Origin of the sequence: Prosthecomicrobium sp. N25 (genome assembly GCF_037203705.1) — a bacterium.
In the GTDB taxonomy this organism is placed as follows: Bacteria; Pseudomonadota; Alphaproteobacteria; order Rhizobiales; family Ancalomicrobiaceae; genus Prosthecodimorpha.
The window spans coordinates 471,075-488,621 of sequence record NZ_JBBCAT010000001.1; the positions used below are offsets into that span (position 1 = coordinate 471,075).

A 17,547-nucleotide genomic window follows, 5' to 3' on the forward strand; every position below is an offset into this window, starting at 1 on the left:
CGACGGGCACGGCGGCGCGACAATGCAGAAACAACCCTCCTCCGGGCCACTCGCGCTCGGAACGTTCCCGCGCTCCAAGAACCTCGTCGGCATGCTGTCCGAGCACTTGGAGCGGGAGATCCGGGAGGGCCGCCTGGTCCCGGGCGACCGTCTGCCGACCGAGGCGGCGCTCGCCGCCTCCGCGGGCGTCAGCCGGACGGTGGTCCGTGAGGCGGTGGCGTCGCTGAAGGCCTCCGGACTCGTCGAGACCCGCCAAGGCGCCGGCGCCTTCGTGCGCCAGCCGCCGCCGGGTTTCGGCCCCGTGCCCGGGATCGAGCGCGCCACCGTCGACGACATCGTCTGGATCCTGGAACTGCGGCTCGCCGTCGAGGTCGAGGCCGCCGCGCTGGCCGCATCCCGGCGCAAGCCCGCGGACATCGAGGCCCTGGACGGCGCGCTCGCCGAAATGGCGCGCGCCCATGCGGTCGGCCAGGACGGCGTGGCCGCCGACCTCGCCTTCCACCGAGCGCTGGCGGCCGCGACCGGAAACCCCTACTTCGGCCGATTTCTCGACCAACTCGGCGAGCTGGCGCTGCCCCGCCGCCGCCTGACGCCGCACAAGACCTTCGGACCGGACTACCTGGATCTCGTCGAACGCGAGCACCGCGCCATCCGCGACGCGGTCGTGGCAGGCGACGCCGCCCTCGCCGCCGCCGCCATGCGCGGCCATCTCGCGGGCAGCCGCGCCCGCTACGCCGGCCTCGCCTGACCGGCTTCCCCGCCCCGTCCCCGGCCCGCTCCCCGACCCGCTCCGCGTGCGGCACGTGAAACGTGCCTTCGCGTTGAGCCGAAGCTTGACGCTGAAAGTTGTATGATGATAGGACGAATTTAGGGAAGCAAGCGGCGGAGGGTCAGGCCACGGGACCGGTCCCCCGCTGAACCGGCGCGCTGCGCCTCAGGGAGGAAAGCCATGTTCGACGTGTTTCGGAAGACCGCCGCCGCGCTCGCGCTCTCGGCCGGCATCCTGGCGGCCGGATCCGCCGGCGCCCAGGTGGTGCTCAGGTCCGCCGACATCCACCCCGACGGCTATCCGACCGTCGACGCCGTGAAGTACATGGGCCAGCTCGTCGAGGAGCGCACCAAGGGCCGCGTCAAGATCCAGGTCTTCAACAACCGCCAGCTCGGCGAGGAGAAGGATACGATCGAGCAGACCCGGTTCGGCGTCATCGACATGAACCGGATCAACACCGCGCCCTTCAACAACCTGGTGCCCGCCACCCAGGTCCTCGGCCTGCCCTTCCTGTTCCGTTCCACCGAGCACATGCACAAGGTGGTCGACGGCGAGATCGGCGACGCCATCCTGAAGGAGTTCGAGCCGCACGGCCTGGTCGCGCTCGCCTTCTACGACAGCGGCGCGCGGAACTTCTACACGACCAAGAAGCAGATCAAGTCGCTGGAAGACCTGAAGGGTATGAAGATCCGCGTGCAGCAGTCGGACCTGTGGATCGCCATGATGCAGGCCTTCGGGGCCAACGCGACCCCGATGCCCTTCGGCGAGGTCTATTCCGCCCTGCAGACCGGCGTCGTCGACGGGGCCGAGAACAACTGGCCGTCCTACGAGTCCTCGCGCCACTTCGAGGTCTCGAAGTTCTACACCCTGACCGAGCACTCCCTGACCCCGGAGGTGCTTGTCATGTCCAAGCGGAGCTTCGACAAGCTTTCGCCCGACGACCAGAAGATCGTCCGCGCCGCCGCCAAGGAGTCCGTCGCCAAGATGCGCGAACTCTGGGTCGCCCGCGAGAAGGTCTCCGAGGCCAAGGTCCGCGAGTCCGGCGCGGTCGTCGCCACTGTCGACAAGACGCCCTTCATCAACGCCATGAAGCCGGTCTACGACAAGTTCGTCACCGACGCGAAGATGAAGGACCTCGTCACCCGGATCCAGGCCGTCCGGTGAGGCACCTCGACTGCGGCCCTGCCGCAGCTCGACTGCGGCCCGGCCCTGCCGCCGGGCCCGCATTTTCTCCCGGTCCGGCGCCGTCGCGAGTCCGCCGGATCCGCCTCCGCTCGTCCCGGGTGCCACCAAGGAAACCCTCATGCCGCCGGTCTCGTCCGACCCCGCCCGCCTCCGCGAGGAGGCCGCTCCGCCGCCGGGGGCGCTCCGTCCCGTGCTCGGCGCCCTCGCGCGCCTGAACGGCGTCCTCGCGGTCGCCTGCCTGTGGCTCGCCGCCTTCGGCATCGTCGCCATGACGGTGGTGGTCGGCTGGCAGGTTTTCGGCCGTTACGTCCTCAACGACACGCCCACATGGGCCGAGCCCCTCACCCTCCAGCTGATGGGCTGGTTCATCATCCTCGGCTCCGCGGTCGGCGTGCGCGAGGCCTTCCACCTCGGCCTCGATCTCGTCCAGCACGTGGTGCCGCCGGTCGTCGCCAAGGTGATGGACGGCATCAGCTACGTTCTGATCGCCGCCTTCGGTCTCGCCATGACCTGGTACTCGTGGGAACTCGCCGAGGGCACCTGGGCCGCCACGCTGCCGGTCCTCGGCATCCCGGGCGGCTGGGACTTCATGCCCCAGGTCGTCGGCGGCGTCCTCCTCTTCCTCTTCGCCCTGGAGCGCCTGCTCGGGCTCGTCGCCGGTGTCGAGCACGAGGGCGTGGCCTTGCAGGAGCTCGCCTGATGGAACTCTGGATCCTGTTCGGCTCCTTCACGCTGCTGATGTTCCTCGGCACGCCGATCGCCTTCTGCCTCGGGCTGTCGTCGCTCGCCACCGTGATCTACATGGACCTGCCGCCGCTGGTGGTCTTCCAGCAGATCAACTCAGGCATGAACGCCTTCTCGATGATGGCGATCCCCTTCTTCATCTTCGCCGGCGACCTGATGATCCGCGGCGGCATCGCCGAGAAGCTGATCCAGTTCGCCGCCAGCCTGGTCGGGCACTTCCGTGGCGGGCTCGGTCAGGTGAACGTGGTCTCCTCGACCCTCTTCGGCGGCATCTCCGGCTCGGCCGTCGCCGACGCCTCGGCGATCGGCGGCCTGATGATCCCCCAGATGGCGGCGCGCGGCTACGACCGCGACTACGCGGTCAACGTGACGGTCAACTCGGCCATCATCGCGCTGCTGATCCCGCCCTCCCACAACATGATCATCTACTCGATCGCGGCGGGCGGCACGCTGTCGGTGGCCGACCTCTTCACGGCCGGCATCCTGCCGGGCCTGCTCCTCGCCGCCGCCCTGATGCTGGCCGCCTACTGGGTGGCCCGCACCCGCGGCTACCCGGCCGACCCCTTCCCGGGCTGGCGCGCGGTCGGCCGCTACCTTCTCGTCGCCTCCCCCGGCATCCTGCTCATCGGCATCATCTTCGGCGGCGTCCGCTCCGGCGTCTTCACCGCCACCGAGAGCTCCTGCATCGCCGTCATCTACGCCTTCCTGGTCGCGCTGCTCGTCTATCGCCAGCTCGACTGGGCGGCCTTCAAGGAGGCGACCTTCGGGGCCGTGCGCACGACCGCCATGGTGCTTCTGGTGATCGGCACCGCCGGCGCCTTCGGCTGGCTGATGGCGCTCCTGCAGGTCCCGGCCGCCACCGTGAAGCTCCTGCAGAGCGTCACCACCGATCCGATCGCGATCCTGCTGCTGGTCAACGCCATCCTGCTCTTCCTCGGCACCTTCATGGACATGGCGCCGATGATCATCATCCTGACCCCCGTGCTCCTGCCGGTGGTCATGAAGTTCGGCGTCGACCCGGTCCACTTCGGCGTGATCCTGATCCTCAACGCCGGCATCGGGCTGAACACGCCGCCGGTCGGCTCGGTCCTCTTCGTCGGCTGCGCTGTCGGCCGGATCACGATCCGGGAAGCCATGCGGACGATCTGGCCCTTCTTCGGCGCCTCGGTCGCGGTGCTGATGGCGGTCACCTACATCCCCGGGCTAAGCCTCTGGCTGCCCGCCTTCTTCCGCTGACCGGTCACTCGGTACAAGCCGCGCCGAGCACGGCCGCGATGGCCTCGCGCCCCTCCGGGAACAACGGGGCGTCCAAGGACAGGAACGACCGCCCCGGCCCGCCGGCCTGCTCCGGGTAGGCCGCCGCGAAGGACCGGGTGCCGCTTCGCCGGTCGAGGACCTCGACCGCGCCGCCCCGGACCGCGATACGCTCCCGGCCGAGCACCTCGGCCGGCTCGCCGGGATAGGGCGGATGCCCGTCCCAGACCCGCACGTCCACGCCGCCGACCCGGGCGGACCATTCCCGCACGATGAGGCCGGGAATGCCGAGCACGTCCGTGTGGCTCCGGGTCGCGACGGCGGGCGCGGCGGCGCCCTCCGGCAGGAAGACGGTCAGCCAGCCGATCAGCAGCGTCTTGCAGGCCATGCGTCCCTCCGCGTCGCACCCGATGCGCTGTCCCAAGGGAAGGCCGCGACCGTGGCGAAGCCGTGGCGGGGCGGTCCGCCCGGCATCGCGCCGTGCGGAGCCGGTCGGGGTCGAACGTCGCGAAACGCGGATCAGTCGGCGAGCAGGAAGCGGGAGGGGAAGGGGTAGACCCGGCCCTCGCCGAGAAGATGGGCGACGAGGCTCGTCCGCTCGAAGAGGCCCCGGTAGGCGCGGTCGAGCAGGTTGAGCCCGCCCGCATAGGCCCCGAAGGCCGGCAGGACGAGGCGCCGCCCGTCCGTCGCGAAGCAGCGCCGGCGCACCGACTTCGGCCTGAGCGCCACCCGGGCCGCTGGGTGCAGGTGCCCTGCCACCTCGCCCTCCGGCCCGTCCGGCGACGGTTCGTGCCGGAACACCAGCGGCCCGATCGCGAGCTCGGCCACCGTCCGCCCGCCGATGCAGCCGACGAGCCGGGCATCGTGATTGCCCGCGATCCAGATCCACTCGCGCCCGGCCTGCAGCGCCTCGATCCGGGCTCGGTCGGCGGGCTGCAGCCGCTCCAGCGCGAAGGGATCGTGGAAGGCGTCCCCGAGCGAGACGATCCGTCCGGGCGCGAACCGGACGACGACGCCCGCCAGCGCCGCCAGCGTCGCCGCGGTGTCGTAGGGCGGCAGGAGCGCGCCGCGCCGGGCCCCGGATGAGCCCTTCTCGAGATGCAGGTCGGCGACCACCAGCGTCGCTTCGGCCGGCCACCACAGGACCCCCTCGGGCAGCAGCACGAGATCGGCCCCGGCCAGGGACACGGCCGAACCCTCCGGGGGCCCGGGCCGGACCGCCCGGGGCACGCCGCCCGGGTCGCCGTCGGGGCTGTCGGTCCACGCGATTCGCATGACCGCAGTCTGCCAGACGGTGAAAAGCCCCGCACGCGGAAAATCCCGCTTTGTTCTCATGTCCCGACCGTCAGTTGATGATCCGTCCCTCGCCGGGCAGGTCGAGCGAGAAGGCCGGGATCTCGACGGTCAGCCGCTCGCCGCGACCGGTCTCCACCTGGTAGTGGCCGACCATGAAGCCGGACGGCGTCGTGAGCGGGCAGCCGGACGTGTATTCGTAGGAGTCGCCCGGCAGGATCACCGGCTCCTCGCCGACCACCCCGGGTCCGCGAACCTCCTGCTGCTTTCCGTTTCCGTCCACGATGCGCCAGTAGCGCGCGCGCAGCTGGATCGTCTCCTGGGACAGGTTGGTGATCTCAACCGTATAGGCCCAGAAGAACCGGGATTCGCCCGGATCGGACCGGTCCTCCAGGTACCGGGGCGCGACGACGACGCGGATGCCGTGGCTCACCGCCTCGTAGCGCCAGGCCTGTGACTTGGGGTCTTGCGCGCCCTTCGGCTGCATGGGCAGGATCCGGCACCACATTCTCGAATAAGCAGGATAGCGCTATTACGGGACGGTTGGGCAAGGGCCAAGCCCGCCCATCGCCGCATGGACTACCGGCCCCGGCGGCATAGATTGGCGCCGGTTGGTGCCGGGCGGGCGAGGGGGGGCTGGTCGAATATGCTGGACGGCATCATGCGGCGGCTCGTCGACGGGCCGCTCGACCGGGCCGGCGCCCGGCTCGCCGCCGCGGGCGTCGGCGCGGACGCCTTGACGGCCGCGGGCCTCGTGGTGGGCCTCGGCGCCGCGGCCGCGATCGCCGCCGGGGCGACGCTCCTCGGCCTTGTCCTGGTCCTCGCCAGCCGCCTCGCCGACGGCCTGGACGGCGCCGTCGCGCGGGCGACGCGCAAGACCGATCTCGGCGGCTTCCTCGACATCGTCTGCGACTTCGTCTTCTACGGCGCCGTGCCGCTCGCCTTCGCGGCCCTCGACCCCGCGCGCAACGCCCTGCCGGCCGCCTTCCTGCTGGTCACCTTCTACGTCAACGGGGCGAGCTTCCTCGGCTACGCGATCCTGGCCGCGAAGCACGGGATGGAGACGCGCGCCCGCGGCTCCAAGTCCCTCTACTTCACGACCGGTCTCGCGGAGGGCACCGAGACCATCGCGGTCTTCCTCGCCGCCTGCCTCTGGCCCGCCGCCTTCCCGGCGCTCGCGGTCGGCTTCGGGCTTCTCTGCCTGCTCACCACGGCCGCCCGGGTGCGCCTCGCCATGACGACCTTCCGGTCCTGACCCGTCACTCCGCCGCGGCGGCCGCCGGCCTGACCCGGTCGAGCGCGGCCGCCAGGTCCTCCACGAGGTCGTCCGGGTCCTCCAGGCCGACCGAGAGCCGGATCATGCCGTCCGAGATGCCGAGTTCGGCCCGCGCCTCCGGGGTCAGCCGCTGGTGCGTGGTGGTGGCGGGATGGGTGACGAGGCTCTTGGCGTCGCCGAGATTGTTGGAGATGCGGATGATCTCCAGCCCGTTCTCGACCGCGAAGGCCCCCGCCTTGCCGCCCGCGACCTCGAAGCAGATCAGGCTCGACCCGCCCTTCATCTGCCTGGCGACGGTCGCGGCCTGCGGATGGTCCGCCCGCCCCGGGTAGATGACGCGGGTGACGGCGGGATGGGCGGCGAGCACGTCGGCGAGCCGCGCCGCGGTCGCGCTCTGCCGCTCGACCCGGACCGGCAGGGTCTCCAGGCCCTTCAGCAGCACCCAGGCGTTGAACGGGCTGATCGAAGGCCCCGTCTGGCGGATGAAGACCTGCAGGTGCTTGTCCAGGAACGCCTTCGAACAGCAGACGACCCCGCCCAGGCAACGGCCCTGGCCGTCGATATGCTTGGTCGCCGAGTAGACGACCACGTCCGCCCCGAGTTCGAGCGGCGACTGGAAGATCGGCGTCGCGAACACGTTGTCGACCACCAGCCGCGCGCCCACCTCGTGGGCGATGTCGGCGATGGCGGCGATGTCGTAGACCTCGAGGGTCGGATTGGTCGGGCTCTCCAGGAAGAAGGCCCGGGTGTTCGGCCGCACCGCATCGCGCCACTGGTCGAGGTCGGCGCCGTCGACGAGGGTCGCCGCGATCCCGAAGCGCGGCGCCAGATCCTCGACGATGTAGCGGCAGGAGCCGAACAGCGCCTTCGCGGCCACCACGTGGTCGCCGGCCGAGAGCTGCGACAGGAGCGCGGCCGTGACGGCCGCCATGCCGGTCGCGGTGGCGCGCGCCACCTCGGAGCCCTCCAGGATCGCCATGCGCTCCTCGAACATGGTCACGGTCGGGTTCGAGAAGCGCGAGTACTGGTAGCCCGGCGAGAGGTTGAGGAACCGGGCCTCCGCCTCCTCGGCGGAGCCGTACACGAAGCCCTGCGTCAGGAAGAGGGCCTCGGACGTCTCGTTGAACTGCGAGCGGAGGGTGCCGCCGTGCACGAGTTCGGTGGCGGGGCGCCGGCGGCGCGGGGTGGGGCTGGTCATGCGGCTCGGCCTTCAGGAACGCGTGCGATGGGCACAAAAAATCCCGGCCGACAAAATGCGGGACCGGGCTCCATCGTTCCCCGGCCCTTTAGCGACTTGTTTAACGTGGCTGCAAGCCGGCCGGCTCAAATGACCACGGAGTGTGAAGGAGGGCATAGACCTTCGCCCGGCCCGCGTCAATCCACGCCGCGACCGCGCAGCGGCGGCGAACCCGCCGGCGAGCCTTTTGCGCTCGCCCCGATTGGACTAGAGAAGGAGCGTCGAAGGGGAACCGAAACACATGGCTGGACCAGTGACCGGAGCGGGCATCCTGGCCGCGCACCAGATCCGCGCGCTCGCGCAAGCCGGCGCGATCGCGGCCGGGCGCGCCTTCGACCCCGACCAGGTCCAGCCCGCCAGCCTGGACCTGCGCCTCGGAAGCGTCGCCTACCGGGTCCGCGCCAGCTTCCTGCCCGGCCGCGACACCCGCGTCGAGGACAAGATCGCGGACCTGCGGCTTCATGCGATCGACCTCGCCGGCGGCGCCGTGCTGGAGACCGGCTGCGTCTACATCGTGCCCTTGATGGAGAGCCTGGCGCTGCCCGACGCCATCGCGGCCTCGGCCAACCCGAAGAGCTCGACCGGCCGCCTGGACGTCTTCACTCGCGTCATCGTCGACGCCGCCCGCGCCTTCGACACCATCCCGGCCGGCTACCGCGGGCCGCTCTTCCTCGAGGTGAGCCCGCGCACCTTCCCGATCCTGGTCCGCGCCGGCTCGCGCCTGTCGCAGATCCGCTTCCGCTCGGGCGATGCCCGCCTCACCGATCCCGAGCTCCTCGACCTCCACCGCCGCGAGCGCATCGTCGACGACGCCGAGCCGCTCCTGCAGGGCGGCCTGTCGCTCTCCATCGACCTGGAGGGCCGGATCGGCGACGGCCTCCTCGGCTACCGTGCCCGCCGCCACAGCGCCGTCGTCGACGTCGACCGCAAGGGCGCCCTCGACGTGCTCGACTTCTGGGATCCGATCCACCGGCGCGGCCGCTCGAACCTCATCCTCGACCCCAACGAGTTCTACATCCTGGTCAGCCGCGAGGCGGTCCACGTGCCGCCCGACTTCGCCGCCGAAATGGTCCCCTACGACCCGCTCGTCGGCGAGTTCCGCGTCCACTACGCCGGCTTCTTCGACCCCGGTTTCGGGCACGCCGCCTCGGGCGGGGCGGGGGCGCGCGCGGTCCTGGAGGTGCGCAGCCACGAGGTCCCCTTCATCCTGGACCACGGCCAGACCATCGGCCGCCTCGTCTACGAGCGCATGGCCGAGCGTCCGGAGCGCGTCTACGGAGAGGGGATCGGCTCCAACTATCAGGCCCAGGGCCTCAAGCTTTCCAAGCATTTCCGCCCCTGAGGGCGCCCGGGGTCGCGCCTGCCCGCCAGGGCGCCGCCGAAATCTTTCGCGCATGGCTTCGCCCGATGTCACGATCGGGGTCGGTGATCTCGTCTTGGAGGCATTCCACCTCGAGACCTGGAGCCTCCGATGACCGCCCGCCTCGACAATACCGCCAAGCTCGCCCCCGCCGCCTTCAAGGCCATGCTCGGCCTCGAGGCGGCCCTGGCGGCGAGCGGCCTCGACCCCGTTCTCCTCGAACTGGTCAAGCTGCGCGCCTCGCAGATCAACGGCTGCGCCTTCTGCATTCACATGCATGTCGCCGACCTCAGGAAGCGGGGAGAGACGGAGATGCGCCTCCACATGCTCCCGGCCTGGCGCGAGTCGAGCCTCTTCACGCCCCGCGAGCGGGCGGCCCTGGGGTGGACCGAAGCGCTCACCGACCTCGCCGCGACCCGCGCGCCGGATGTCGACTACGAGGCCCTGAAGGCTGCCTTCACCGAGGCCGAGCAGGTCAACCTCACCTTCGCGATCGGGGCCATCAACGTCTGGAACCGCCTCAACGTCGGCTTCCGGGTCCCCCATCCGCCGCAGGAGCTCCGCGATGCGGCCTGAGGCGGTCTTCGAGGCGGAGCGGCCGCGGCTCCTCCGCCTCGCCTATCGCATGCTCGGCAGCCGCGCGGCGGCCGAGGACGTCGTGCAGGACGCCTGGCTGCGGTGGGGCGGCGCCGAACGGTCCGGCGTGCGCGACGCCGCCGCCTTCCTGTCGCGGACGGTGACCCGCCTCTGTCTCGACGAGATGAAGTCCGCCCGTGCCCGCCGGGAGAGCTATGTCGGGGCCTGGCTGCCCGAGCCCTTGCTGGAGAGCGCCGAGGAGCCCGTCGACAGCGACCGGATCACGCTCTCTCTCATGCTGGCTCTGGAGCGCCTGTCGCCGCTGGAGCGTGCCGCCTTCCTGCTGCACGACGTCTTCGGCCAGCCGCTCGACGAGGTGGCGGACGTCCTCGGCCGCGAGCCGGCCGCCCTGCGCCAGCTCGCGAGCCGCGCCCGCCGGCATGTCGAGGCCGCCCGCCCGCGCTATCCGGTTTCGCCCGAGGAGGGCGAGCGCATCGCCGGCGCCTTCTTCCGGGCCGCCCACACGGGCGACCTGGACGGGCTCCGCGCCATGCTGGCGGAGCGGGTCGTCCTGCGCTCGGACGGCGGTGGCAAGGTGCTGGCCTTCCGCAACCCGATCCTGGGCGCGGACCGGGTCCTCCGCCTCTACGCCGGCCTCCAGCGCAAGTTCGGACCGGACCACATGAGTCTGATCGCCCCCGCCCGCATCGACGGTCTGCCGGGCTACGTCAGCCGCGAGCGGGACGGCATCCTCCAGACCACCGCCCTCGAGATCGAGGACGGCAAGGTCGCGGCCATCTACATCGTCCGCAATCCCGACAAGCTGGCCCATGTCGCCGGCTGGCTGGAGCGCGGGCCCGACGGCCGCTGACCCGCCCGGGCCGACGTGACGTTGCGTGCCTTGATGCCGCCGGGATCGGTTCCCACGTCTTCTGCGTTGGGTCAGGTGGGCCCAGCGACGCGACGGGGAAGACGATGTCACCGGAAGAAGCCGAAATCATCCGAGACGTGTTCGAGCGGGTCCGCCGCATGGGCCCCGCCCCGCGCGATCCGGCCGCCGAGGCCGCGATCGAGCGCGAGCTGCGCGCCAATCCCGACAGCCTTGTCGGACTGGTCCGCGCCATCGTGGCCCTCGACCGCGAGCGCGCGCACCTCATCGAGGAGAACGATGCCCTGCGCGCCGAACTCCGGGGCGGGGGCGATTCGGGCGGCGGCGGGCTCTTCGGCGGCGGCCATCGCGAGGACCATGCCCCGGGCGACCGCCGCGATCCGTGGGGACGCGGCGGCGATCCCTACGGCAATGAACCCGGCCAGCCCGGACCCGGCCCCGAGCGCCCGCCTGAGCCGGCCCGCGAGCCTTGGGGCAGCCCGCCCTGGGGACGCTGGGGCCGTCCCTCCCAATCCATGCCCCCGGCCGACCAGGCCGGCGGCCCCTGGGGCAACCGCGCGCCCCAGTCGCCTCAGCCGCCCCAGCAGGGCGGCGGCGCGCTCCAGACCGTCGCCGGAGCCGCGGCCGGCATGGTCGGCGGCCTCTTCGCCTACGAGGCGCTCAAGGGGCTCTTCGGCGGCTCGGGCCACGACGGCGGGATGTTCGGTTCCGCGCACGCTTCCGAAAAGGGCGGGCAAGTCGCCTCCAATGATCATTTCGAAACCGGCGGCACCATGGACGACGGCGGCGACTTCTTCGGCGGGCTCGACGATTTCGACGTGACCTGAGCCGCATCAGCCGCTTGGCCCCTTGCCTTCGCGCGGACCTGCAGGCCGCCGGGACCATCCCGGCGGCCTTGTCGCGCATGGCCGGTCGCGCCATCACGAAGTCTTTCAAATCATGACAGCCCGGCTTGATCTTTCACGCGCCCGTGATGCTGCGCTGCAATGTAGTCGAAGGCAGAAATATACAGTAGCATCTCAGAATAAATTTGGCCGCAATTCTGAATTCGCGAGCCCTTCGAGGGCCACAATCCGGTTCTAGCTCTGTTGATGGGCCGGGGATCGCGTCGATTGTCTCCCTGTCCTGACCAACTATAACAGGAGGGACGGATGGCGACCGACTATACATTCGGGATCGAAGAGGAGTTTTTCGTCGTCGACGCCAGAACGCTGAACTCGGCGCGGAGTCTGCCGCCCCAGTTCCTGACCCGCTGCCGCGACCTGCTCGGCGATCGCGTCTCCCTCGAGCTGCTCCAGTCCCAGATCGAGACCCAGACCCAGCCGCACGGCGACGCCCGCGAGGCGCTCGCCGAGCTCCGGGTGCTGCGTGCCGGTGTGGCCGGGGTGGCGGAGGACTTCGGCACGACCCTGATCGCCGCCGGGACACATCCCTTCGCCGACTGGCAGGCCCAGCGCCATACCGAGCGGGCCCGCTACCGAATGGTGATGAACGACCTGCAGATGCTCGGCTACCGCAACCTCCTGTGCGGCCTCCACGTCCACGTCGGGGTCCCGGATCCCGGTCGCCGCGTCGAGCTGATGACGCGCGCCATGCCGTTCCTGCCGCTCTTCCTCGCCCTGTCGACCTCCTCGCCCTTCTGGCGCGGCCGTTCGACCGGTCTCCTCTCCTACCGGCCCGCCGCCTATGACGAACTGCCGCGCACGGGCCTGCCGCCCGTCTTCCGCCACGAGGCGGACTACGGCGCCTTCGTGGCCCAGCTGGTCGGCGCGGGCATCATCCCGGATGCGAGCTACGTCTGGTGGTCGATCCGCCCCTCGCTGGCCCACCCGACCCTGGAGCTCCGCATCGCCGACGCCTGCACGCGACCCGAGGATGCGGTCGCGGTGGCGATGCTCTTCCGGGCGCTCGTCCATCGCCTCGACCGCGACCCGGGCTACGGCGTGGCGGTCGACGCCGTGGTCCGGGCCGTGACGGAGGAGAACCGCTGGCGGGTGCAGCGCGCCGGGCTCGACGCCCGCATCGTCGACGTCCAGCGCGGCGGCGCCGTCACGGTCCGCACCGCGCTGCGCCGGCTCGTCAAGGAACTCGCCCCGGATGCCCGCGCCACCGGCCGGGCCTCCGACCTCGACGGCGTCAAGGCGATCCTCGATTTCGGCACCAGCGCCGACCGGCAGCTCGAGATTTTCGGGACCGCCCGCGACGGCGATCGCACCCGGCAGGACGCCCTCTACCGCGTGGCGAGCTGGCTCGCCCGGGAGACCGTGGAGACGACCGCCGCGCCCCGCGCCGCCGCCCGTCCCGAACTGCGCCTCGTCGCCCCCTGAGGCCGTCCGCAGACGACAAGAAGCCCCGTGCCGGTCCTCCCGGCACGGGGCTTTCTCTTCGGCCGATCCGCGCGAAACCGTGGCCTCGCGTCCGGATCGGACAATCGAAATTTTGGAGCGGGCGAAGGGATTCGAACCCTCGACCCACGGCTTGGGAAGCCGATGCTCTACCCCTGAGCTACACCCGCGTCGAACCAACAGATAGCGCCCCCGGGGGCGGCTCCGCAAGGGGGGTGTCGCGCTCGGCGAGGCCGTGCTCGGTCTTGTTCCAGCGGTGCGGCGCCCGCCCGAGTTCCCGGAACGCGGCGAGCACCGCCAGCATGAGCAGGGGCCAGTAGAGCGGCATCGTCAGGACGTCGAGCCACGAAGCCGGGCTCCGCATCCGGTCGCGGACCCGCGCGGCGAGCAGGACGGCCCCGGCGAGGCCGGTGGCATGGCCCACGAGGCAGAGGGCGAGCAGCAGGTCCGCCGCGAAGGACCGGTCCGCGAAGGTCGCCGAGGCGTCGGCCAGTGCCAGCGCCAGGGTGGCGAGGCCGACCGGATAGAGCAGGGCCGAGAGGATCTGCCCGGGAAGCAGCACCTGCAGCATCAGGAAGTCGCGCCAGCCGAGGTCCGCCCGGAGACGCCGCGGGTACCGCATGTGCACCAGCCAGGTCTGGATCCAGCCCTTCATCCACCGCGTCCGCTGCGCCATCCAGGCGCTGTGGTGCACCGGGGCCTCCTCGGCGGTCGACGACGCGATCACGCCGAGCCGCCCGCCCTCGCGCACCAGCCGGACCGCGATGTCGGCGTCCTCGGTCACGTTGTAGGGGTCCCAAGCCCCGGCCCGCGCCAGGGCCTCGCGCCGGAAATGATTCGAGGTCCCGCCGAGCAGGAAGAGCAGGCCCCGGCCGGCCAGGGCCGGCAGCAGCCCGTCGAACAACATGGCGTATTCGAGGGCGAACTGGCGGGCGAGCCAGGTCCGCGATGCCCCGGCGTTGTCGATCGCGAGCGCCGCCTGCACGCAGACGAGGTCGGCGGGTCCGGCCGCGAAGGCCGCGGCGGCCTTGCGCAACTGGTCCGGCTCCGGCTGGTCCTCCGCGTCGTAGACGGCGACGAGGTCGGCGTCCACGAGCGCCAGCGCGTAGTTCAGCGCCTTCGGCTTGGTGCGCGGCTTCGACGGCGGCACGACCACCCGCTCGATCGGCGTCCCCGCGATGGCCGCCTCGACGGCGGCCCGCGTCGGCCCGTCGTCGGCCTCCACGACGATCCGAATGGCGAGCTTCCCGGCCGGGTAGTCGAGCCGCAGGAGCCCCTGCACGAGCCGCGGCACCACCGCCACCTCCCGGTGGAGCGGCACCAGGACCGCATAGCGCGGCAGGTCCGCATCCGGCAGCGCGGGCGGTTCCGGATCGCGGGGCCGTTCACGCGCGGCGCCAAGGCGGACGACCCCTTGGGCCAGGAACGCGCATTCGAGGAGCCCGATCGCGAGGAGGAGCGGCGTCGACCCGCCGAGCGCCGCGACCGCCGTCGCCGTCAGGACGGCGACCGCCGCCGTCCACCCGCCCGGCAGCTTCGTCCGTGCCGCGGAGAGTGCCGGCCGGCGCTCGGCCAGGTGGCGCGTCGCCCGCCGCGTCAGCGCGGCCGCGTGATGCTCCGCGACGGCGGCACGGATGGTCTTCGGCGACGCGATGCGGATCCGGGCCGCCAGGCCCGGGTCCTGGGCGAGCCGTGCCGCCAGGTAGCCGATCTCGCGCCCGCGCGGCGCGAGCAGGAGCCGCGCCCGCCCGTCCGGCCCCGGCACCAGGATCTGCCGCGCGCGCATGAAGGCCTCCGGGGCCGGCAGGACCGCGTCGTCCTCGGCCGGAGGAACGGTCGGGGCCGCCTCGTAGGCGAGGCCGAGCGCGTCTGCGAGCGCGGGCCACCACACCTCGGCCGACAGGCGGCCGGTGTCGATCAGATGCTCCGCCCGCGAGGCCGACCCCGCCGCCCGCGCCTCCGTCCGCGCCCCCGGCGGCACGCCGAGCCGGGCGAGCAACCGGCCCTCCATGCCGTCAGGGGCCGTCGCAGGGGAGGCGTCCGGTGCCGTCGGCGCCGTCCGGGCCGGAGGGCTTGCGGCGACTGCGCCGGGACCTTGGCCATCCGGCGGGCCGCTCGGGCCGTCGAAAATGGTCTTTTCCTTTGCGGTGGCCTCGCCTAGACTCCGCCGGCCGGCGATCCGGCAGCCGGGCGGCCCGCCCGGGCTGAGGCGCGTGCCGTTCCGCTGCGCCACAGCCGCAGATGATTCCCTTGATCGGCTTGGTTGTCTTGCGAAAAGCGATGCTCGCGAAAAGAATTCCAATCCGATCAAGATCTTGGATGCGTGTGGCCGCCTTCCTGGCCGCGCTCGGCCTGTCGACGGCCGCGGCCCAGCAAGCGCCGGCTCCCGCGTCTCCCCCCGCCGCCGCCCCGCCGGCGCAGGCCGACCGCCAGGGCCTTATCTCTCCGGTCCCGAACTTCTGGGACCCGAAGAGCCGGCCCGAGAAGCCCGCCGGCGATCTCGGCCCGATCCGTTTCCTGACCAGCGGCGACTTCCCGCCCTTCAACTTCCTGGACACGGGGGGGCGGCTGACCGGCTTCAACGTGGATCTCGCACGCGCCGTCTGCGAGGAACTCGCCGCCGCCTGCACGATCCAGATGCGGCCCTTCGACGAACTCGTCCAGGCCCTCTCCGAGCGCCGCGGCGACGCCATCATCGCGGGCCTCTCGGTCGGACCGGAGCTGCGTGCCAAACTCGACACCTCCGACGTCTACCTGACCACCCCCGGCCGTTTCGTCGCCCCCAAGGGCTCGAATCTCACCGCCACGCCCGAGGGGCTGGACCTGCGCTGGATCTCCGTCGTCGCCGGCACCGCCCATGAGGCCTTCGTGCTCGACAACTTCCCCCGCTCGCGCGTGGTCGCCTACCCGAACGAGGCCGCCGCGCGCGACGCCCTGCGGGACGGCACGGTCGATGCCCATTTCGGCGATGCCATCGGGCTGAGCTTCTGGATCGCCGGCGAGGCGAGCCACGGCTGCTGCGCCTTCCGGGGCGAGCCCTATCTCGACCGCGGCTATTTCGGCGAGGGCTTCCGCATCGCCGTCGCCAAGGGCAACAAGCGCCTGAAGTCGGCGCTCGACTACGCCCTCCAGCGCCTGAGCGAGAACGGTACCGTGGCCGAGCTCTATTTCCGCTACTTCCCCCTCGGCTACTATTGAGCCGCCTTCCGTGCCGCCCCGTGCCGTGCCATGAACAGGCCGTCTTCGGCCCTTATCGGCGCTGAACCCGGCCGTCGGCCGGACAGCCGGAGCCAACCGTGACCGACCTCGTCTGGACCGCCGGGTCCGAGCCGCCCCGCTTCACGATCCTGCTCGCGCACGGCGCCGGCGCGGGCCACGACTCCGCCTTCATGCAGCGCATGGCCGAGGCGCTCGCCGCCGAGGGGGCGGCGGTCTGCCGCTTCGATTTCCCCTACATGGCCGAACGCCGGACGACCGGCCGCCGCCGGCCGCCGCCCAAGGCCGAAACCCTGGTCGACGCCTATGCGGCCGTCCTCGAGGCGGCGCTCGCCCGCCCGGAGGCCGCCGGCCCCGTCCTGGTCGCCGGCAAGTCCATGGGCGGGCGGGTCGCGGCCATGCTGGCCGGCCGCCCGCTCGACCCGCGCGTCGTCGGGGTCGCCTGCCTCGGCTACCCCTTCCACCCGCCCGGGCAGCCCGACGCCCTGCGCCTCGCTCCTCTCCGCGAGGCGCGTCTACCCGTGCTGGTCCTGCAGGGCGAGCGCGACGAGTTCGGCACCTACGCGGAGGCTGGGGCTATCGGGCTGCCCGCGGCGGTGCGCCTGGTCGCGGTGGAGGACGGCAGCCACGATTTCGGGCCGCGCGGCCAGTCGCCCGCGACCCTCAAGGGCAACATCCGCGCAGCCGCCGCCGAGATCGCCGCCTTCGCGGGCGCCCCGTCGCACGGCCCCGCCGCCAAAGCCGAGGATCCGACCGAGCCATGACCCCGCCCATTCCGGCCCCCACGCGGCGCCTCGTCCTCCGGGGCCTCAGCCTCGCCGGCGTCTCCACCGGCCTGTCCGCCTGCGGCATGCTGTCGGACATCACCGGGCCGAAGATCACGATCGACGCCTCCCGGCCCTACAAGCCGGTCGATCCGGAGCGCGCGGTGGCCACCATCAACGCCTACCGGGCGAAGAGCGGGGTCGGCCCCCTGGCGCACGACCCGAAGCTGACCGCGGCGGCCCGGACCTACGCGCGCCACATGGCCGAGGCCGACAAGATGTCCCATGCCCTCTCGCCCTGGGGCCCGCTCGACAAGCGCCTGCGCGACGCCGGCTACGCCTACGCCACCGCCGGCGAGAATCTCGGCGTCGGCTACCGGGACCTGGAGGACGCCTTCGAGGGTTGGCGCCGGTCTCCCGCCCACGACCGCGGCATGAAGGACCCCGACATGACCGTCATGGGCATCGCCTCGGAGTACCGCCCCGACAGCGGCTGGAAGACCTTCTGGTGCCTCATGTTCGCCCGGCCCCGGGAGGCCGGGGCCCCGGTCGCGCGCGGCGGGCCCTTCTCGATGGGGCTCTGAGCGGATTCACCCTCGCCAGAGCCGCCGCAAGGGCACCGCTTGAACTTCGCGCTGG

At 71.9% G+C, this 17,547-nt stretch carries 18 protein-coding genes, 1 tRNA gene and 1 riboswitch; of the genes, 13 read left to right on the plus strand and 6 right to left on the minus strand.

All coding sequences use genetic code 11. The features are described 5' to 3' along the window. The first annotated feature begins 22 nt into the window (after positions 1 to 22). The 4 genes from WBG79_RS02210 (at position 23) to WBG79_RS02225 (ending at position 3,934) form a co-directional block, all read left to right on the plus strand. Positions 23 to 748: a FadR/GntR family transcriptional regulator gene (locus WBG79_RS02210; protein WP_337355477.1), complete on the plus strand. Its 726-nt coding sequence runs from the start codon at positions 23 to 25 to the stop codon at positions 746 to 748. Positions 749 to 949: 201 nt separating this feature from the next. Continuing rightward, positions 950 to 1,933: a TRAP transporter substrate-binding protein gene (locus tag WBG79_RS02215; RefSeq protein WP_337355478.1), complete on the plus strand. Its 984-nt coding sequence runs from the start codon at positions 950 to 952 to the stop codon at positions 1,931 to 1,933. A 139-nt stretch (positions 1,934 to 2,072) separates the two neighbouring features. Beyond that, entirely contained in the window at positions 2,073 to 2,654 is a 582-nt protein-coding gene (locus WBG79_RS02220; protein ID WP_337355479.1) for a TRAP transporter small permease, read from the plus strand. Continuing rightward, on the plus strand, positions 2,654 to 3,934 hold the full coding sequence (locus WBG79_RS02225) for a TRAP transporter large permease (RefSeq protein ID WP_337355480.1): 1,281 nt from the start codon (positions 2,654 to 2,656) through the stop codon (positions 3,932 to 3,934). The genes WBG79_RS02220 and WBG79_RS02225 overlap by 1 nt, the downstream gene beginning before the upstream one ends. A 4-nt stretch (positions 3,935 to 3,938) precedes the next feature. Here WBG79_RS02225 and WBG79_RS02230 read toward each other — a convergent pair whose 3' ends face one another. The 3 genes from WBG79_RS02230 to apaG all read right to left on the minus strand — a co-directional run bounded on the left by WBG79_RS02230 (position 3,939) and on the right by apaG (position 5,732). Further along, on the minus strand, positions 3,939 to 4,340 hold the full coding sequence (locus WBG79_RS02230; protein ID WP_337355481.1) for a hypothetical protein: 402 nt from the start codon (positions 4,338 to 4,340) through the stop codon (positions 3,939 to 3,941). A gap of 131 nt (positions 4,341 to 4,471) precedes the next feature. Then, a complete protein-coding gene (gene pdeM, locus WBG79_RS02235; protein WP_337355482.1) occupies positions 4,472 to 5,140 on the minus strand; it encodes a ligase-associated DNA damage response endonuclease PdeM in 669 nt (222 codons plus the stop codon). A 157-nt stretch (positions 5,141 to 5,297) separates the two neighbouring features. Continuing rightward, positions 5,298 to 5,732, minus strand: a complete 435-nt coding sequence (gene apaG / locus WBG79_RS02240; protein WP_337355483.1) for a Co2+/Mg2+ efflux protein ApaG — start codon at positions 5,730 to 5,732, stop codon at positions 5,298 to 5,300. 159 nt (positions 5,733 to 5,891) lie between these two features. Here apaG and WBG79_RS02245 point away from each other — a divergent pair, with 159 nt between their 5' ends. Continuing rightward, entirely contained in the window at positions 5,892 to 6,500 is a 609-nt protein-coding gene (locus WBG79_RS02245; protein WP_337355484.1) for a CDP-alcohol phosphatidyltransferase family protein, read from the plus strand. A gap of 4 nt (positions 6,501 to 6,504) precedes the next feature. On the opposite strand, the gene WBG79_RS02250 is transcribed toward WBG79_RS02245, so the two are convergent. Beyond that, positions 6,505 to 7,719 (minus strand): O-succinylhomoserine sulfhydrylase, encoded by a 1,215-nt coding sequence (locus WBG79_RS02250; RefSeq protein WP_337355485.1) that lies wholly within the window; start codon positions 7,717 to 7,719, stop codon positions 6,505 to 6,507. Positions 7,720 to 7,787: 68 nt separating this feature from the next. Then, positions 7,788 to 7,866, minus strand: a riboswitch (SAM riboswitch). A gap of 133 nt (positions 7,867 to 7,999) precedes the next feature. Here WBG79_RS02250 and WBG79_RS02255 point away from each other — a divergent pair. The 5 genes from WBG79_RS02255 to WBG79_RS02275 all read left to right on the plus strand — a co-directional run bounded on the left by WBG79_RS02255 (position 8,000) and on the right by WBG79_RS02275 (position 12,910). Next, entirely contained in the window at positions 8,000 to 9,100 is a 1,101-nt protein-coding gene (locus tag WBG79_RS02255) for a 2'-deoxycytidine 5'-triphosphate deaminase (RefSeq protein WP_337355486.1), read from the plus strand. Positions 9,101 to 9,229: 129 nt separating this feature from the next. Next, positions 9,230 to 9,694, plus strand: coding sequence for a carboxymuconolactone decarboxylase family protein (locus tag WBG79_RS02260; protein ID WP_337355487.1), 465 nt, complete (start codon positions 9,230 to 9,232; stop codon positions 9,692 to 9,694). Continuing rightward, positions 9,684 to 10,565 (plus strand): sigma-70 family RNA polymerase sigma factor, encoded by an 882-nt coding sequence (locus tag WBG79_RS02265; protein ID WP_337355488.1) that lies wholly within the window; start codon positions 9,684 to 9,686, stop codon positions 10,563 to 10,565. Before WBG79_RS02260 ends, WBG79_RS02265 begins: the two co-directional genes overlap by 11 nt. Positions 10,566 to 10,669: 104 nt before the next feature. Then, the gene (locus WBG79_RS02270; RefSeq protein ID WP_337355489.1) at positions 10,670 to 11,410 is read left to right on the plus strand and encodes a DUF2076 family protein; all 741 of its coding nucleotides are present in this window, start codon (positions 10,670 to 10,672) and stop codon (positions 11,408 to 11,410) included. Between the two features lie 324 nt (positions 11,411 to 11,734). Beyond that, positions 11,735 to 12,910 carry a carboxylate-amine ligase gene (locus WBG79_RS02275; RefSeq protein WP_337355490.1) on the plus strand — a complete coding sequence of 392 codons (1,176 nt, stop codon included), beginning with the start codon at positions 11,735 to 11,737 and terminating at the stop codon, positions 12,908 to 12,910. A gap of 113 nt (positions 12,911 to 13,023) precedes the next feature. Here WBG79_RS02275 and WBG79_RS02280 read toward each other — a convergent pair. Beyond that, a tRNA-Gly gene (locus WBG79_RS02280) sits at positions 13,024 to 13,098 on the minus strand. Next, positions 13,089 to 14,927, minus strand: coding sequence for a glycosyltransferase (locus WBG79_RS02285; RefSeq protein ID WP_337355491.1), 1,839 nt, complete (start codon positions 14,925 to 14,927; stop codon positions 13,089 to 13,091). The genes WBG79_RS02280 and WBG79_RS02285 overlap by 10 nt, the downstream gene beginning before the upstream one ends. A 320-nt stretch (positions 14,928 to 15,247) precedes the next feature. Between WBG79_RS02285 and WBG79_RS02290 the strand changes: the two genes are divergently transcribed. The 3 genes from WBG79_RS02290 to WBG79_RS02300 all read left to right on the plus strand — a co-directional run bounded on the left by WBG79_RS02290 (position 15,248) and on the right by WBG79_RS02300 (position 17,492). Next, positions 15,248 to 16,126 carry a transporter substrate-binding domain-containing protein gene (locus tag WBG79_RS02290; RefSeq protein ID WP_337355492.1) on the plus strand — a complete coding sequence of 293 codons (879 nt, stop codon included), beginning with the start codon at positions 15,248 to 15,250 and terminating at the stop codon, positions 16,124 to 16,126. A 98-nt stretch (positions 16,127 to 16,224) separates the two neighbouring features. Next, complete coding sequence (locus WBG79_RS02295) at positions 16,225 to 16,908, plus strand: alpha/beta fold hydrolase (RefSeq protein ID WP_337355493.1); 684 nt, start codon at positions 16,225 to 16,227, stop codon at positions 16,906 to 16,908. Beyond that, positions 16,905 to 17,492, plus strand: a complete 588-nt coding sequence (locus tag WBG79_RS02300) for a CAP domain-containing protein (RefSeq protein WP_337355494.1) — start codon at positions 16,905 to 16,907, stop codon at positions 17,490 to 17,492. The genes WBG79_RS02295 and WBG79_RS02300 overlap by 4 nt, the downstream gene beginning before the upstream one ends. Positions 17,493 to 17,547 lie beyond the last annotated feature (55 nt).

Bases quoted from the DNA above. Each gene is read 5' to 3' on its own strand.
- WBG79_RS02210 (WP_337355477.1), top strand. From the start codon at position 23: ATGCAGAAACAACCCTCCTCCGGGCCACTCGCGCTCGGAACGTTCCCG.
- WBG79_RS02215 (WP_337355478.1), top strand. From the start codon at position 950: ATGTTCGACGTGTTTCGGAAGACCGCCGCCGCGCTCGCGCTCTCGGCC.
- WBG79_RS02220 (WP_337355479.1), top strand. From the start codon at position 2,073: ATGCCGCCGGTCTCGTCCGACCCCGCCCGCCTCCGCGAGGAGGCCGCT.
- WBG79_RS02225 (WP_337355480.1), top strand. From the start codon at position 2,654: ATGGAACTCTGGATCCTGTTCGGCTCCTTCACGCTGCTGATGTTCCTC.
- WBG79_RS02230 (WP_337355481.1), bottom strand. From the start codon at position 4,340: ATGGCCTGCAAGACGCTGCTGATCGGCTGGCTGACCGTCTTCCTGCCG.
- apaG (WP_337355483.1), bottom strand. From the start codon at position 5,732: ATGCAGCCGAAGGGCGCGCAAGACCCCAAGTCACAGGCCTGGCGCTAC.
- WBG79_RS02245 (WP_337355484.1), top strand. From the start codon at position 5,892: ATGCTGGACGGCATCATGCGGCGGCTCGTCGACGGGCCGCTCGACCGG.
- WBG79_RS02250 (WP_337355485.1), bottom strand. From the start codon at position 7,719: ATGACCAGCCCCACCCCGCGCCGCCGGCGCCCCGCCACCGAACTCGTG.
- WBG79_RS02255 (WP_337355486.1), top strand. From the start codon at position 8,000: ATGGCTGGACCAGTGACCGGAGCGGGCATCCTGGCCGCGCACCAGATC.
- WBG79_RS02260 (WP_337355487.1), top strand. From the start codon at position 9,230: ATGACCGCCCGCCTCGACAATACCGCCAAGCTCGCCCCCGCCGCCTTC.
- WBG79_RS02265 (WP_337355488.1), top strand. From the start codon at position 9,684: ATGCGGCCTGAGGCGGTCTTCGAGGCGGAGCGGCCGCGGCTCCTCCGC.
- WBG79_RS02270 (WP_337355489.1), top strand. From the start codon at position 10,670: ATGTCACCGGAAGAAGCCGAAATCATCCGAGACGTGTTCGAGCGGGTC.
- WBG79_RS02275 (WP_337355490.1), top strand. From the start codon at position 11,735: ATGGCGACCGACTATACATTCGGGATCGAAGAGGAGTTTTTCGTCGTC.
- WBG79_RS02290 (WP_337355492.1), top strand. From the start codon at position 15,248: ATGCGTGTGGCCGCCTTCCTGGCCGCGCTCGGCCTGTCGACGGCCGCG.
- WBG79_RS02300 (WP_337355494.1), top strand. From the start codon at position 16,905: ATGACCCCGCCCATTCCGGCCCCCACGCGGCGCCTCGTCCTCCGGGGC.